Source organism: Streptomyces sp. NPDC041970 (assembly GCF_055588985.1).
Genome location: NZ_JBVJCD010000040.1, coordinates 43922 through 59378, shown reverse-complemented (window position 1 = coordinate 59378; position 15457 = coordinate 43922). Strand labels below are relative to the sequence as shown.

At 77.5% G+C, this 15457-nt stretch carries 12 protein-coding genes; 3 read left to right on the top strand and 9 right to left on the bottom strand.

Going from position 1 to position 15457, the window contains the following annotated elements; genetic code table 11:
• Positions 1-95 precede the first annotated feature (95 nt).
• Complete coding sequence (locus tag ACZ6EJ_RS19870) at positions 96-1034, bottom strand: class I SAM-dependent methyltransferase (RefSeq protein WP_469268709.1); 939 nt, start codon at positions 1032-1034, stop codon at positions 96-98.
• A 267-nt stretch (positions 1035-1301) separates the two neighbouring features.
• Between ACZ6EJ_RS19870 and ACZ6EJ_RS19865 the strand changes: the two genes are divergently transcribed.
• Positions 1302-2264, top strand: a complete 963-nt coding sequence (locus ACZ6EJ_RS19865; protein WP_469268707.1) for a LysR family transcriptional regulator — start codon at positions 1302-1304, stop codon at positions 2262-2264.
• 22 nt (positions 2265-2286) lie between these two features.
• Here the strand turns inward: ACZ6EJ_RS19865 and ACZ6EJ_RS19860 are convergent, their stop codons facing one another.
• The 6 genes from ACZ6EJ_RS19860 to ACZ6EJ_RS19835 form a co-directional block, all read right to left on the bottom strand.
• Positions 2287-2592, bottom strand: coding sequence for a 4a-hydroxytetrahydrobiopterin dehydratase (locus tag ACZ6EJ_RS19860; RefSeq protein WP_469268705.1), 306 nt, complete (start codon positions 2590-2592; stop codon positions 2287-2289).
• Positions 2593-2728: 136 nt separating this feature from the next.
• Positions 2729-5056: a protein translocase subunit SecD gene (gene secD / locus ACZ6EJ_RS19855; protein ID WP_469268703.1), complete on the bottom strand. Its 2328-nt coding sequence runs from the start codon at positions 5054-5056 to the stop codon at positions 2729-2731.
• A 47-nt stretch (positions 5057-5103) separates the two neighbouring features.
• A complete protein-coding gene (locus ACZ6EJ_RS19850) occupies positions 5104-5700 on the bottom strand; it encodes a hypothetical protein (RefSeq protein WP_469268702.1) in 597 nt (198 codons plus the stop codon).
• A 29-nt stretch (positions 5701-5729) separates the two neighbouring features.
• Positions 5730-6482: a rod shape-determining protein gene (locus ACZ6EJ_RS19845; protein WP_469268720.1), complete on the bottom strand. Its 753-nt coding sequence runs from the start codon at positions 6480-6482 to the stop codon at positions 5730-5732.
• A gap of 540 nt (positions 6483-7022) precedes the next feature.
• Positions 7023-9140 carry an NAD-dependent DNA ligase LigA gene (gene ligA / locus ACZ6EJ_RS19840; protein ID WP_469268701.1) on the bottom strand — a complete coding sequence of 706 codons (2118 nt, stop codon included), beginning with the start codon at positions 9138-9140 and terminating at the stop codon, positions 7023-7025.
• A gap of 51 nt (positions 9141-9191) precedes the next feature.
• A complete protein-coding gene (locus tag ACZ6EJ_RS19835; RefSeq protein ID WP_469268719.1) occupies positions 9192-11309 on the bottom strand; it encodes a phage holin family protein in 2118 nt (705 codons plus the stop codon).
• 228 nt (positions 11310-11537) lie between these two features.
• Between ACZ6EJ_RS19835 and ACZ6EJ_RS19830 the strand changes: the two genes are divergently transcribed.
• Both ACZ6EJ_RS19830 and ACZ6EJ_RS19825 read left to right on the top strand, forming a co-directional pair.
• Positions 11538-12320 (top strand): MBL fold metallo-hydrolase, encoded by a 783-nt coding sequence (locus ACZ6EJ_RS19830; RefSeq protein ID WP_469268698.1) that lies wholly within the window; start codon positions 11538-11540, stop codon positions 12318-12320.
• Positions 12317-12967, top strand: coding sequence for a DedA family protein (locus ACZ6EJ_RS19825; protein ID WP_469268696.1), 651 nt, complete (start codon positions 12317-12319; stop codon positions 12965-12967). Before ACZ6EJ_RS19830 ends, ACZ6EJ_RS19825 begins: the two co-directional genes overlap by 4 nt.
• Positions 12968-12997: 30 nt before the next feature.
• Here ACZ6EJ_RS19825 and ACZ6EJ_RS19820 read toward each other — a convergent pair whose 3' ends face one another.
• Positions 12998-14020 carry an MBL fold metallo-hydrolase gene (locus tag ACZ6EJ_RS19820; protein WP_469268694.1) on the bottom strand — a complete coding sequence of 341 codons (1023 nt, stop codon included), beginning with the start codon at positions 14018-14020 and terminating at the stop codon, positions 12998-13000.
• Between the two features lie 59 nt (positions 14021-14079).
• Positions 14080-15369, bottom strand: a complete 1290-nt coding sequence (locus tag ACZ6EJ_RS19815) for an aminotransferase class I/II-fold pyridoxal phosphate-dependent enzyme (protein WP_469268692.1) — start codon at positions 15367-15369, stop codon at positions 14080-14082.
• Positions 15370-15457: the final 88 nt, after the last annotated feature.

Below are 15457 nucleotides of genomic sequence, written 5' to 3'. Positions count from 1 at the left end.
CCCCCCCCCCCCCCCCCCCCCCCCCCCCCCCCCCCCCCCCCCCCCCCCCCCCCCCCCCCCCCCCCCCCCCCCCCCCCCCCCCCCCCCCCCGCGTCTCAGGCCCGCCGCCCCAGGTGCACCGTGCGGGCGGTCAGCAGGTGGACGTCGGGCCGGTGGTGGAGGCCCTGCGGGTCCTCGGGGTCCAGCAGCCGCCCCAGTACGGCGTCGTCCTCCGCCGCCAGCAGCTCGCCGAACACCTCCCGCTCCCGAGCCATGCTCGCGATGACGTGGTCACGGGCGGCGCGGGAGAGCGGTGCGGGCAGGTCCAGCAGGAAGCTGCGGGTCCCCTGCGGCCGCAGCCCGACCGCGCCGAACAGGGCGCTCCAGTCCTCGGTCTCGCGCTTGGCGCCCGGCAGGTCGCGGCGCATCCGCTCGAAGCGCTCGGCCGCCGCCGCGTCCATCCGGGCCTCCAGGCCGGGCCGGCCGATGCCGATGTCCCGAGGCAGCCGCCGGGTGGGCAGCCCGCCCTCCACGAGCGCGATCGTGCCGCCGGGCCGGAGCAGTCCGGCGAGCGCGGCCAGGGCGGCGCGCTGGTCCCCCATGTGGTGCAGCGAGTTGCCGGCCCAGATCAGGTCGGCCTGCCCCAACCGGTCGACGTCGCGCGGAAGCTCTGCCTCCAGAACCCGCAGGCGGTCGAGGACGCCGAGGCGCCGGGCGCGTTCCTGGGCGCGCTCCAGAAGCGGAGGCGTCGCGTCCACGGCGACGACCTCCGCGTCGGGGAAGACCTCCGCCAGCAGGCAGGAGACCACACCGGGACCGCTGCCGACGTCCAGCACCCGCCGGACGTTTGGCGCGGTGGGCAGGGCGGCGATCCAGCGGGCCGCCTCCTCGTACTGCGCGCGGCTCAGCTCCGCGCCCTGCTCCAGCAGGGGGGCCAGGACGTTCCAGTCGAGGTCGAATGCGCCCGCCCCGTGCCCGTGGTGGGCGTGGGGCTCGGCGTGGGCGGGTGCGGCGGCGTGCGCCTCGTGGTGGCCGTGACCGGCGTGGCTGCTCATGCGCCCACCTTCTCCGAGGGCCGGCCGGACGGCCAGTTTCTTCGCCGGTCCGGCAAAGCGCGGTGGTCTCGCGGCAAAACGAGGACCCGCCCCGGAGGACGCCGCGCCTCCGCCCGCGGGAGCGCCGGGGGCCGCGCCCGGCGCGGCGAAAGCGGAGTCCGGGCCCCCGCCGTCCGTCGCGGCGGGGTACGGACCGAGGACACCGACTGAACGGTAGGCGCGGCACGCGTATTGCAGGTCAGCTTCTGGGCCCCATAACTTGCCCTTATGGACCTGGAGTTACGCCACCTACGAACCGTACGGGCCATAGCCGACACGGGCAGCCTCACCAAGGCCGCCGCCGCGCTGGGGCTGGCCCAGCCTGCCCTCAGCGCCCAACTGCGACGGATCGAGAAGGCGTTGGGCGGCGCCCTCTTCGAGCGCGACCACACCGGAGCCCGCGCCACCCCGCTGGGCGAGCTGGTGCTGGCACGGGCTCGGGTGGTGCTGCCCGCGGTGAGCGAACTCCAGGCGGAGGCCGTACGGTTCGCCAACGCCACCGGGTCGCTGGACCGGTTCCGGCTGGGCGGCACGCACGGTCCGCTGCTCGGGGGGCTGGTGGACCGGATGGCGACCGCGCACCCGTCGGTGCCGGTGTCCACGTACACCTCGTGGTCGGTGGTCGAGATCGCCTCGCTGGTGATCGACGGGCGGCTGGACTTCGCGCTCATCGGGACGTGCGGGGAGAGTCCGCCGCCACTGGCCGACCGGCTGGTGTGGGAGGTCGTCGGGGTGGACCCGGTCTTCGTCATGCTCCCGGAGGACCACGCGCTCGCCGGTGAACCGGAGTTGGACCTGGCCGCGTTGGCGGACGAGTGCTGGGCGGACGTGCCGGGCGACGGCTGTTTCGCGGACTGCTTCGCCACCGCCTGCGCGCGGGCCGGCTTCACCCCGGTGTCGGTGTACGAGACGGACACCTCCTCCGTCGTCCACCTGGTGCAGGTCGGCCGGGCGATCGGGTTGTGCCGGGCGACGTTCCCGCCGGCCCCCGGCCTGGTGACGCGGCCGTTGGCGGGCGCGCCGCTCACCTGGCGCCATCTGGTGGGCTGGCACCCGCACTCCTCCGCCTCGGACTCCGCCTCGGCGGCGGTGGCGGAGGCGACCCGCGCGGCGTACGCGGAGGCCGTGTCCCGCAGCCCGGAGTACGCCCGGTGGCTCGCGGCCCACCCCCGGTTCGGGACGGTGGCCTGACGTCCGGGTCGCGGCCGGACCGTCAGGCGGCGCCGTGGGAGGGCGCGGCGGCCTCCACCCGCGCGGCGAGCGCGAGATCCTTCCCGGTGACCGCGCCGCCCGCGTCGTGCGTGTGGACGGCGAGGGCCACCGTGTCGTAGCCGAGCGTCAGTTCGGAGTGGTGGTTCACCTCCTCCTGGATCCGGGCGATGTGCAGGGTCAGCGCGGCGGCGGCGAAGTGGGAGGGCAGCCGGTAGGTCCGGGTCAGCCGGCCTCCTTCCAGCGCCCAGCCGGGCAGCTCCTCCAGTCGGCGGTCGATCTCGGACGGCGACAGCGGCTCGGCGGTCATGGAACGGCTCCCGTGGGTCTCGGCGGTCCGGTGCGCCGGTGACGTTACGGCCTCCGCCCCGCCGCCGTCCCGTCGACACGGGCGCGCGGCCGCCGTCCGGCGCCCGGCGGGGCGGCGGCCGCGCGGGCAGAGCGGGTCAGACGCGGGCCCCGTTGTCGAGCGGGTCGCGGCGGGGGGTCCGGGAGCGCCGCCGCGTGCCGCCCGGTACGGGCGGCGGGGTCTTGGCCCGCCGCTCCAGGACGAGGGCTCCGGGCACGGCGGTGAACACCGAGGACCAGGTGCCGACGCAGACGCCGATGAGCAGGGCGAGCGCGAAGTCGGCGAGCGACGCGCCGCCCAGCACGGCGAGGGCGGCCAGGATGAACAGGGCCCCCATCCCGGTGTTCACCGTGCGGGGCATGGTCTGGAGGACGGCCCTGCGGGCGATGGTGGCCGGCGGCGTCCGCCGGTTCGCCGCCCACAGCTCCCGTACCCGGTCGAAGACGACCACGGAGTCGTTGACCGAGTAGCCGATGACGGTGAGCAGGGCGGCCAGGAAGACGCCGTCCACCGGCCGCCCCAGCCACGCGAACGCGCCCACCACGACGACCACGTCGTGCACCATCGCCGCGACCGAGGCCACGGCGAACGTCCAGCGGAACCGCACCGCCAGATAGGCGAGCTGGACGACGACCGCGACCGCCAGGGCGATCAGCGCGTTGCGCCGCAGCTCGTCCCCGAGGCTGGGGCCGATCAGTTCGTCCCGCACCTTGGTGGTCTCACCGCCCTCCGCGGCGAGCGCGGTCCGCAGGGCGTGCTCCCCGTCGTTGTCGAGCTTCCCGGTGCGTACGGAGAGGTCGCCGTCGCCCGCGGTGGTGACCTCGGCGTCGCCGAAGCCCGCGGCGGCCAGCGTGTCGCGGGCCTTCTCGACGTCGACGGGGCGGCTGGTGGAGTACTCCACGAGGCGGCCCCCGGTGAACTCGACGCCGAGGTCGACCCCGCGCACGACGATCCCCGCCGCCGCGACGGCGACCACGGCCGCCGAGACGGCCAGCCAGCGGACCGGCCTGTCGAAGAGCCGCGGGTCCCGGCGGGTCAGCCACGTCCGTACGGCGCCGGGGCGCGCGAGGCCGTTGACGCCCCGGTAGTCCGCGACGAAGCGGGACTCGGCGGCGATGTCGGTGAGCGCGCGGGCGACGACCAGCGCGGAGAACATGGAGGCGACGACACCGATGGCGAGGGTGACCCCGAACCCCTTGACCGGCCCCGAGCCCAGGAAGAAGAGCAGTCCGGCCGCGATCAGCGTGGTGGCGTTGGAGTCCGCGACCGCGCTCCACGCCTTCCGGTACCCGGTGGTCAGCGCGGAGCGCAGGGACCGCTTGGGGTGCTCCGCGCACTCCTCCCTGGCCCGCTCGAAGACCAGGACGTTGGCGTCGACCGCCATCCCGATCGCGAGGACGAAGCCGGCGAGGCCGGGCAGGGTGAGGGTGACGCCGAGGGCGACGAGCGCCGCGTAGGAGATCACCCCGTACGCGCCCAGCGCGATGGCGGCCAGTGCGCCGAAGAACCGGTAGACGGCGATGACGAACAGGGCGGTGGCGGCCGCTCCGATGAGGGCGGCCTGCGCACTCGCCTCGATGGCGGCCGCGCCGAGCGTCGGGCCGACCGTCCGCTGCTCGACGATGTCGACGGGCACGGGCAGCGCGCCGCCCTTGATGAGGACCGCCAGGTCGCGGGCCTCCTGGGCGCTGAACGAGCCGGTGATCTGCGTGGCCCCGGACGGCAGCCCCGCCCGGCAGCCGACCGAGGGGTCCACCTGCGGGGAGGAGATGATCTTCCCGTCCAGGACGATGGCGACCCTCCGCCGGTCGTCCTGGACGGGTTGGCAGGCGGCCTCGCCGGTCAGCCGGGTCCACTCCCGCCCGGCGTCCTCGCGGAAGTCGAGGGACACGCTCCAGCCCGCGCCGCCCTGGGTGTCGAAGGCGGCGGTGGCGTCCTCGACGCCCGCGCCGGAGAGGCGGGCGGGGCCGAGGGCGAGGGAGCGGCCCTGCTCGTCGGGGAGCGTCGGTCCGTCGGGGGTCGGGCGGGCTCCGGCGTCCTTCTCGGCGTCCGCGCCGGTCGCGGCCGGGTCCGCCGGGCCCTCGACGGCGTGGAAGCTGAGCTGGGCCGTCCGGCCGATGACCTCGCCGGCCTGGCGCGGGTCCTGGACGTCGGGCAGTTCGACGATGATCCGGTCCTCGCCGGAACGGGTCAGGGTCGGTTCGGAGACGCCCAGCGAGTCGATGCGCTGGCGCAGCACCTCCATGGTGCGGTCGGTGGTCTCCCGGTCCGCCTCGACGGTGGCGGTGTCCTCGGCCTGGAGCACCATGCGGGTGCCGCCCCGCAGGTCGAGGCCGAGTCTGGGTGACATGGTCAGGGTGATGACGACGGAGGCGAGCAGGACGGCGGCAGCCAGAACCGCTCGCACCACGGTGGCGCGGGTCATGGGAATCCTCGGGTGGGGCGTCGGGCGCCCCGCGGGCTCGGTGAGCCTCAGCGAGGACGCGACGCCGGATCGGCAGAGCGGGGGCGGTGCCCGGTCGCGGGACCGGCGGCCCTGCCCGGAGGCCCCCGTACGCCGGGGAGCGCGCCGCGGCGGCCGCGGGGCGCGCCGACGGAGTCCGCGGTGTCCCGGCGCACGCCGCCGCGGGGCGCGGTCGGCCCCGGCGGGCGGGGCGGCAGCGCGTCGTGCGGGGGCGGGGGCGCGTGGCTGGACAGGTGGGGGCGGCCGGCGCCCGCCCGCGGCGCCTGCGCCGGATCGGCCGCGGCGCGGGGGTCCTCGTGCGCGGCCTCGGCGACCGCGAGGAGCCCGGTCCCGTGGACCCGGTGGGTCCGCGCGCCGGGTGCGGAGCGGTCCGCCACGGCTCGGGGCGAGGGGGCGGCTCGTACGTCGCGGCGGTCGGCCGCGGCCGCGTACGGGGCCGCGGCGGGCGTCGCCGTCTCGGGGGCGGAGGCGGCGAGGGCCGCGGGCGGGAGGCCGGGGACGGCGAGCGCGGTGGACGCGCCGACGAGCGCGGCGAGCACGGCCAGGAGCAGCGCGGCCGGCAGGCAGCGGGTCCGGGCCGCTCCGGGCCGCCGTGCCGGGAGCACGGCCCTCCGGCGCGGCGGCCGGCTCGCGGTCACCCCGCCCGGCCGGAACGGCCGGGCGACGGCGACGGCGCCCGGTCGCGGAGCACGGCGCTGAGGATGCGTCCGGCGCCGCGCACGACGGCGGTGGACGGGTCGTCGGCCGCCCGGACGCGCGTGCCGAGGCAGTGGGCGAGGCGGCCGGTGACGTCGGGGCGCAGCGCTCCGCCGCCCGTGAGCACGGGGCCCCTGCGCAGGGCGCCGCGGACCGCACCGTGCCGGTCCTGCCGCCACATGGACGTGATCATGTCGAGCACCGTACCCACGAGGGCGGCGGGCAGCGCCGCCGGGTCGAGGTCGGCTAGCCCGCTCTCGGCCTGCCGGGCGTCGGCGACGCGGCCGTCCACCAGCAGGGCGACCTCGGTCAGTTCGGCCCCCATGTCCACGACGAGGAGCGGCCCCGCCCCGCTCGGCCCGGCGCACGCGGCGGCGGCGCGGGCACTGCTGAGGACCAGGACGTGCGTCGTGCCGAGTCCGGTGAGCAGGGCCCGTGCGGCGGCGCGGTGCTCGGCGCCCGCGAGGACGGGGTGGCTGAGGACGATCACGCTGTCGCCGCGGTCCGGTCCCAGGGCGGCGTCGGCGATCCGGCCGAGCATCCGCCCGCACGACTCGGGGTCGACGATGCGCCCGCGCCGGACCGGTCGCTCCGCGTCCGGGTACGGGCGGGGGCCGTGGTCGGGGGCCGGGTCGAGGACCAGCCCGTGTCCGGGCGCCCAGGCGCGGGTGCGGGAGCTGCCGAGGTCCAGGGCCAGGCCCCTGGCGGCCGGGAACCCTCCGGCGCGCCCCCGGCGCCCGCCGTGCGGACGGAGCGCTCCGGGCCCGTGCTCCGCACCGGACGCCCCGGCGCCGCTTCCGTCACGAAGCGGGCCGGGGCCCTCTCCCCGTGGACCGGGGCCCGGACGCGGGGGGCCCGACTCCGCGCGCAGTGGCCCTCGCCACGCGCCGCGCGGACCGAACGCGTCCGACACCACCGGCCGTTGAGCACCGGGCGGGCCGAAGCCGCCCGGAATCCCGGTGAACCGCCCGTCCGACCGGTCGGGGCCGCCCGGCGCCGACGGGGGGACGGCGCGCCCCCGTCGCTGTCCGTCGTGCACAGAGCGCATCGTTCTCCACCCCCGGCCGGTCGTCCCAGCCGCCCGCGAACCCGTCGCGGCCCGCGGATAGCGAGGCACGACCAAGCCCTCACTATGCAATAACGGGTGAGGGAACGCCACTTCCTCACCGATTCGCAGGCACACTCCCTTCACATGTGCGGGCGGCGGCCCCGGCGGGCCGCACGCGCCGGCTCAGCCGTCCTCCCCCGCCGTCAGGAGACCGCCGACCAGCTCCGCGAACTCCTCGGGCGACACGATCCGGACGCCCAGCTCCTGCGCCTTCGTCCGCTTCGCACCGGCCTTCTCACCCGCGACGAGCAGGCTCGTGCGCCGCGAGACGCCGGAGGAGGCCCTGCCGCCCGCCCGCTCGACCAGCTCGTTCATCTCGTTGCGCGACAGCTTCTCCAGGACTCCGGTCATCGCCCCCGTCACCACCACGGCCATCCCCGCCAGGGGCAGCGCGCCCGACCCAACGGCCTCCCCGGACCCAGGGGCGGGACCGGCCGCCGCCTCCTCCGCGCCCGGCTCCGGGGGCGGGGTGGCGCCCGGCTCCGTCATCCGCACCCCGGCCCGGACGAGCTTGTCGATCAGCGGGGTCAGCTCCGCCAGCTCGGCGACCACCGCGGCGGCCTTCTCCCTGCCGATGCCGTCGACCCGCTGGAGCGACTCCGCGTCGGCGGCGACGATGCGGTCCATCGACGCGAAGTACCGGGCGATCCGGCGGGACATGGAGCGCCCCGTGCCCCGTACGCCCAGCGCGCAGAACACGCGGGACAGCGGGCGGGTGCGGGCGGCCGCGATGGCGGCGAGGAGGTTGTCGGTCGAGGTCTCGCCCATCCGGTCGAGGGCGAGCAGGTCTTCGCGCTCCAGGGTGAACAGGTCCGCGAAGTCCGTGACGAGTCCGGCGTCGACGAGTTGGACGACCCGCGTCGCGCCCAGGCCCTCGATGTCGAGCTGGTCGCGGCCCGCCGCGTACGAGACGGAGGCGACCAGGTGGCAGTCGCGGCCCCGGACGCAGCGCCAGCGCTGCTCGCCGGTGTCGATCGCGGAACCGCACTGGGGGCAGCTCTCGGGGAACGCGATCGGCTGCTCCTCGCCGGTGCGCAGATGCGCGACGGGCGCCTCGACGCGCGGGATGACGTCCCCGGCCTTGTGGACCATGACCCGGTCGCCCAGGCGCAGGTCGCGGCGGGTGATGTCGGCGGGGTTGTGCAGGGTGGCGTAGCCGACGGTGGACCCGTCGATCTCGACGGGCTCCAGGACGGCGCGGGGCGCGATGACGCCGGTGCGCCCGACGTTCCACTCGACCGCCAGCAGACGGGTGATCTTCTCCACGGCGGGGAGCTTGTACGCGACGGCCCAGCGGGGCGCGCGGCTGCCGGAGCCGGCCGCGCGCTGGTCGGCCGCCAGGTCGGCCTTGATCACGATGCCGTCGATCCCGAACGGCAGGGAGGCGCGCAGAGCGCCTATCTCCTCCACTCTCCGCTGCGCCTCCTCGACCGCGGCGGCCCGCAGCGGCGCGACGGCGGTGTCCGCGGCGGTGTGCACGCCGAGCCCGGCGACGCGGGCCAGCACCTCGCTGTGCGGCAGGTCGGCGAGCGCCTGGGCCGACTCGTCGGAGTCGGGCAGCGGCAGGGCCCCGTAGGCGAAGAACGTGGTCTCCACGCGGTACGCCCGGTCCTTGGCGCGCAGGGCGCCCGCCGCCCCGTTGCGCGGGTTGGCGAAGGGCGCGCCGCCGTGCTCCGCGCGGATCGCGTTGGCCCGCTCGAACTGCTCGTCCGTCATGAGGATCTCGCCGCGCACCTCGACGGTGACCGGTGCGGCCAGTCGCATGGGCAGTCCGGCCACCGCGCCCGCCGCGTGCGACACGTCCTCGCCTGCGGCGCCGTCGCCGCGCGTGATCAGCCGCTCGAACACCCCCTGCCGGTAGCGCGCGGCGACCGCGAGGCCGTCGAGCTTCGGCTCCACGCTCCACGCGGCGACCGGTCTGCCGATCCGGCGCTCCAGCGACGCGGTCCAGGCGGTGAACTGCTCGGCGGAGAACACGTTGTCCAGCGACAGCATGGGCGCCGTGTGCGGCACGTCGCCGAGGGCGGCGCCGCCGGCGACCTTGCCCGTCGGCGAGGCGGCGAGCCTCTGGCCGGGGTGCTCGGCCTCGTACGCGGCGATTCCGCGCGCGAGCCGGTCGTAGGCGTCGTCGTCCAACGCGCTCTCGCCCGTGGCGTAGTACGCGGCGGCGGCTTGGGACGCCTGTTCGACCGCGGCGGCGTAGGCGGCGGCGTCGGCGAGCACAGCGGCTGAGTTCGTCATGGCCGCCATCCTGCCGCCCACCACTGACAACGCCCCCGGCCGCGCCCGCCGTCAGGCTGCCGTCCCCGGCGGCCGGGTGCCCTCGCGCGCGGGCTCGTCCGCCCGGTCGGCCCCGGCCCCGACGGCGTCCTCGTCCCGCAGCGGCACCTGGGGGCCGGATGCCTCGCGCAGCCAGCGGGCCAGCACCCGGTGCACCGCCTCCGCCCCCACGAGTCCGCCGTCCGGCCCGGCGGGGAGGCCCTCGGCCGCCACGACGGCGAGGGGGTCGGTCAGCTCGCGCGGCCAGAGCAGGAAGGCGCGGGACTGCTCGCCGCCCAGCCCGCCGTGCGAGCCGATCTGCTCCTCGAAGGCGTGCACCGCTCCGGTGGCCGGGTCGTACATCGAGTTGACCATGACGTCGGCGACGTGCGGGAAGGTGTCCGTACGCCGTACGGCGGCCGCCGCGCCGGCGCCGAAGTGCGCCAGCGGGCCCTCGCCGTCCCGCAGTTCGGCCACCGGGACCTCGGCACCGCCCGGCCCGAGGAGGAGCGAGCCGTGCTCCTCGCTGCGCACCAGCAGGAAGCCGATCCCCGGATGGTTGGCGAGGGTGCCGAGCAGCGCGGGGTGGCGGCGGTCGATCTGCTCGCGGGAGGCGCGGCCCTCGATGTCGGGGAAGGAGAGCAGCCCCAGGTTGCCGGAGGCCAGCACGACGGGGTCGGAGAGCTTGGCGGGGTGCTCGGCCTCCTGCCCCTCGACGGGGCGGTGCAGCGCGATGCGGACCGCGTCGCGCGCCTCGGAGGCGCTGCCGGTGCGCTGGGCGCGGCGCGGCACGGGCAGTCCGCAGCCCGCCCGGACGAGGTCCTTGAGGGTCAGCCCGTACGTCCCGGCGAAGGTCTCTCCGGGGCTCTGCCCGTGGTCGGAGAGGAGCACGATCCGGTAGCGGCGCGGGGTGTGGTCGGCGACCCGCGCGATCAGGGCGAGGGAGCGGTCGAGGCGTTCCAGGACCTTCTCCGCGTCCCGGCTGCGGGGTCCGGAGTGGTGGGCGACCTCGTCGTAGGCGACGAGGTCGGCGTAGACGGCGGTGCGTCCGGCGAACATGTCGCCGAGGACCGCGGAGACGACCACGTCGCGCTCCACGACGGTGGCGAAGGCCCGGATGAAGGGGTAGAGCCCGCCGCGCTTGACCCGCGGGGCGGCCTTCCGGGCGCGGGCGCGGGTCGACTGGACGATCTCGCGGACGACCTCGGCGACGAAGGAGAGGGCGGTGCGGGTGGCGTTGGCGGGGTCGGAGAAGTAGGCGAAGTACCCGGCGCGGGAGCGGCGGCCCTTGCCGCGCCGGGCGGCCATGGACAGGACCAGGGCGAGCTGTCCGGCGCCGCCGCTGAAGAGGTTGCCCCGGCTCGCGCCGTCGACGGTGAGCAGTCCGCCGTCGCGGGTGCGGTGGATGGCGCGGCGCTGCATCTCCAGGGCGCTGGCGGGCCGGCTGGAGACCATGACCGTGCGGGTCTCCTTCTCGTACCACCGGAACGCGGGCACGTCGTGGTTGGTGCCGTGCAGGATGGCGAGCTGGCTGGCGCCGGTCTGGCTGGACCAGTCGGTGCGCCAGGGGGTGAGCCGGTGGCCGCCGGGGTCGGCGAGCCATCGGGCGACGGTCGGCATGAGCCCGTCGGCGGCGGCCCGCGCCAGGACGTCGTGGCCGACGCCGTCGAGCTGGAGGAAGACGGTGCCGGGCGGGCCGTCGCGGCCGGGGTCCGGGGAGCGGTCGCGTCGGCGGCGGCGGTCGGCGAGCCGGGAGAGCCGGCGGCGGTAGGCCTCGTCGTCGCGGACGGCGAGGGCGGTGGAGGTGGCGGAGGCGACGGCGGACATGACGGCGGCGACGACGACCGCCGTCTCCGGGTCGGCGGCCCCGCGCCCGTCCGGGATCAGGCGCAGGGCTATCAGCAGCAGCGAGCCGTTGAGGAAGAAGACCAGGGCGCCCAGGACGAGCGCGGGCACGACGAGCAGGGCGCGGACGAGGACGGGCCACACCAGGGCGGAGAGCAGGCCGAAGGCGCCCGCGCCCCAGGCGGCGGTGAACGCGGTCCTGGTGATGGTGTCGCCGTCGTCGGACTCGAGCTGGAAGTCGGGCAGGAGGCCGGCGAGGGCGAGCATGGTGAGGGTGGAGACCGCCCAGACCGCGATCACCCGCATCAGGGCGCCGCCCGCCGTACGCCACTTCGCGTCACCCACGCCGGCCCACCTCACGCCCTCTCCGCCCGGACCCGGTTGCCGGGGCCCGCCTCCAGCCTTTCACAGCGCCGGGCCCGGTCGGCGGGGACCGCCGGGGCAGCCCGTACGCTCGATACGGCGGCGCTCCCGCGCAGGGCGGGGCGGGACCGCTCCGGGGCACGGCGCCGCGGGGCGCACGAGGAGGCGGACGTGCCGGTGGAGGTCACCTGGTGGGGTCATGCCACCTGCACGATCGAGGATTCGGGGGTGCGGTTGCTCACCGACCCCCTGTTCGCACGGCGCCTGGCGCACCTGCGCCGCCGCCGGGGCGCGGTGCCGCCGCCGGCGGCCGCGGTGGCCGAGGCGGTGCTGGTCTCCCATCTGCACGCCGACCATCTGCACCTGCCGTCGCTGGCCCGGCTGTCCCCCGGCAGCCGGTTGGTGGTGCCGCGCGGCGCGGGGGCGGCCGTGCCGGGGCTGCGGGCGCTGGCCCGCGGGCGGCGGCTGGACGTCACGGAGGTGCGGGCGGGCGAGACGGTCCGCGTCGGCGCGGTGCGGGTGCGGGCGGTCCCGGCGCTGCACGACGGGCGTCGGCTGCCGGTCGGCCCGCACCGGACGCCCGCGCTCGGCTACGTGGTCGAGGGCGAGGCCCGGACGTACTTCGCCGGGGACACCGGCCTCTTCGACGGCATGGCGGACGCGGTGGGCCCGGTGGACGTGGCGCTGCTGCCGGTCGGCGGCTGGGGCCCCTTCCTGGGCCAGGGCCATCTGGACCCGGCGCGCGCCGCCGAGGCGCTGGCCGAGCTGGGGCCGCGGTCGGCGGTGCCGGTGCACTACGGCACGTACTGGCCGATCGGGCTGGACGGGGTGCGCCCGCACGAGTTCCACGCGCCGGGCGAGGATTTCGTACGCCATGCCGCCCGGCGCGCGCCGGAGGTGGCGGTGCACCCCCTGCGCCACGGCGAGCGGGTCCGGCCGGAGGCGGGCCGGTGATCGGCGCCCTCCAGACGGCGGTGGCGGAGCTGCCCGCCGAGTCGACGCAGCAGGCGGTCGGCTATCCGACGCTGTTCACCCTGGTGGCGCTCGGGTCCCTGGTGCCGGTGGTGCCGACGGGGGCGCTGGTGAGTTCGGCGGCGGTGGTGGCGTTCCACCAGACGTCGGCGTTCGCGCTGCTGTTCGTGTTCGCGGTGTCCGCCGGCGCCGCGTTCCTCGGGGACGTCTGCCTGTACGGGCTGGGGCAGCGCGGGGTGCGGTCGAGAAGCGGGTCGCGGTGGCTGGCGGCGATCACCCGCCGGGCCGCGCCGGACCGGTTGGCCGCGGCGCGGGCGCGGCTGGACGAGCACGGCGGGATGGTGCTGGTGCTGTCCCGGCTGGTGCCGGCCGGGCGGATTCCGGTGATGCTGGCCTGCCTGCTGGGCGGGATGCCGCTGCGGCGGTTCGCGCGGGGCGACGCGCCTGCGTGCCTGGCGTGGGCGGCGACGTACCAGTTGATCGGCGTCCTGGGCGGTTCGCTCTTCCCCGAGCCGTGGCAGGGGGTGGTCGCGGCGCTCGTCCTGGCGCTGCTGGTGAGCGGGGTTCCGGCGCTCCGGCGCAGGTTGCGCTCGCGGCCCGGCCGCGGGACGGGCGAGGCCGCCGGGTGAGCGGCGGGGCGGGCCCCGCCCGCCGGGCGGTCACGGGGCGGCCGCCAGGGCGCGGGAGGCGCCGACGGGAAGGTCCCAGAGCCGGTCGCGGGGGTGTCCGGCCCGCTGCCAGGCGGTGCGGAGCCGGGTGAGCGGTTCGAGGACCGGTTCGGCGGAGAGCAGGAACGTCCCCCAGTGCATCGGCGCCATCGCGTGCGCGCCGAGGTCCTCGTACACCTGGATGGCCTCCTCCGGGTCGGTGTGCACGTCGGCGAGCCACCAGCGGGGCGCGTAGGCCCCGATCGGCAGGAGGGCCAGGTCCAGCCGGGGGTGGCGGCGGCCGATCTCGGCGAACCAGTGGCCGTATCCGGTGTCCCCGGCGAAGTAGATCCGGCGCCCCGCGCCCCGCCGCTCGCCCAGCACCCAGCCGCCCCACAGCGTGCGGCAGGTGTCGGTGAGGGTGCGCTTGGACCAGTGGTGGGCGGGGACGAAGTCGAAGCGGACGCCGCGCAGTTCGGCCCCCTCCCACCAGTCGAGCTCGGTGACGTGGCGGAAGCGGCGGCGCCGGCACCAGGGGCCGAGCCCGGCCGGGACGAAGAGCGGGGTGTCGCGCGGGAGCCTGCGCAGGGTGGGCGCGTCGAGGTGGTCGTAGTGGTTGTGGCTGATCACGACGGCGTCGACCGCCGGCAGGGCGCTCCAGGGGACGCCGACGGGGGTGATCCTGGCCGGGGTGCCGAGGATGCGCCGGGACCAGACGGGGTCGGTCAGGACCGTCAGTCCGCCGATCCGGACGATCCAGCTCGCGTGGCCCGCCCAGGTGACGGCGGTGCCCGCGGTGGGCAGGGGCGCGGGGGCGAACGGGATGCGGTGGACGGAGCGCAGTCCTTCGGCGGTGGGCCGGTGGGCGCGCTCCCGAGCCAGCCGGGTCATGCCCCGGATGCCGGGGAGGGGCGCGGTCAGGCGGTCGGCGAAGCCGCGGGGCCAGGAGCGGGTCTCGCCGAGGGGGCGCGGGGCGGGGCGGTCCCCGGCGGGGGCGTCGTCGCCGGGGCGGGCGTGCTCGGTCCGGTCCGTCATCGGTGTGCTCCTGTCCGGGCGGGGCGTCGCGGTCCGCCGAAGCCCTGACGCGGGGCCGGTCAGCGCAGGGCGCCGAGGGCTGTTGCGAACATGCTCAGCGCCCGCGCCACGTGCGGCAATTCCAGGGGCGCCGCGGAGGTGAGGGTGTGCGCCCGCTGCCGCGGGGTGGCCCCCAGGAGCGCCGAGGTGCCCAGCCGGGCCCGCAGGGCGTCCAGCTCGTCGCCGAAGCGGTGGCCGCCGGGGGTCGGCGTGCCGAGCCGTTCGGTGAGGTGGTCCTCCAGCTCCATGGAGTCGGTGACTCCCTGGGCGGCCAGCCCGGAGCGCAGCGGGCCGAGGTCGGCGTAGAGGTGGCGGCCCGCCTGCGGGGGGCGGGCGAGCGCTCCGGCGGCCAGGACCGCGCGGTGGGCGGCGGCGGCGACCTCGGCGTGGACCGCCGCGGCCTGCCGCATCCGCTCCCGTACGGCCTCGGGCTCCCCCAGGGCGTGGGCGGCCGCGCGGGCGAGCGGGCCGGGGACGAGGGCGCCGAGCGCGGCGAGGGCGTCCAGGGTGCGGGCGCGGTACGCGGCGGCCGGGGCGGTGTCCGGGAAGCGGGCGACGGCGACCGGCCAGGCGGCGGGGGTGAGGGCCCCCGACAGGTCGGTGACCACGGTGACGTCGTCGGGGCACATCTCGGCGGGGCTGAGCAGGACGGTCTCGCGGGGCCGGTGCACGGTGTCGCGCCAGGTCTCGTCGCTGATGACGTGCAGCCCCTCGCCGACGGCGGCCTCGCAGGCCTCGCGGACCAGCTCGGGCGGGGCGACGGTGGCGGTGGGGTCGTCGGCGACGGACAGCAGGAGCAGTCCGGGGCGGCCGCCCTCGGCGCGGACCCGGCGGACGGTCTCCAGCAGGGCGTACGGGTCGGGGACGCCGCCGCACTCGGCGGGGGTGGGCACCGGGTAGGCGGGCCGCCCGAGCAGCCGGGCCTGCGGCGGCCAGCCCGCCGGGCAGGGGCGCGGCATGAGGACGTCGCCGCCGTGCGCGGCGATCAGGGCCAGCAGCAGGGGGCGGGCGCCGGGGGCGGCGGCGACGGCGTTCGCCGTGCCGTGCAGCCCGCGCCGGTCCCAGTAGCCGCGGGCGGCCTCGCGCAGGGCGTCGCCCCCGCCGGGCGGCTCGGGCCGGGTGCGCGGGGCGGCGGCGGCGAGCGCGGCGGCCAGCTCGGGGAGGACGGGCAGGCCGGGGTCGGGGGCGAGCGGCCCGTAGCGGACGGGCCCGTGGTCCTCGTTCGGGGGCCGGCGGTCCCGGTGCGCGGGGCCCGGTCCGCTCCCGTCCCGCCCGGCGTCCCGCGCGCCGGTCTCCTCGGTGCCGCGCATCCGATCTCCTCCGCCGCTCGACGTCCCGTGTGCCGGGCGCGCCGCCCCGGCGGGCGGGGCCGCGGCCTCTGGGCCCCTTTATACGGAG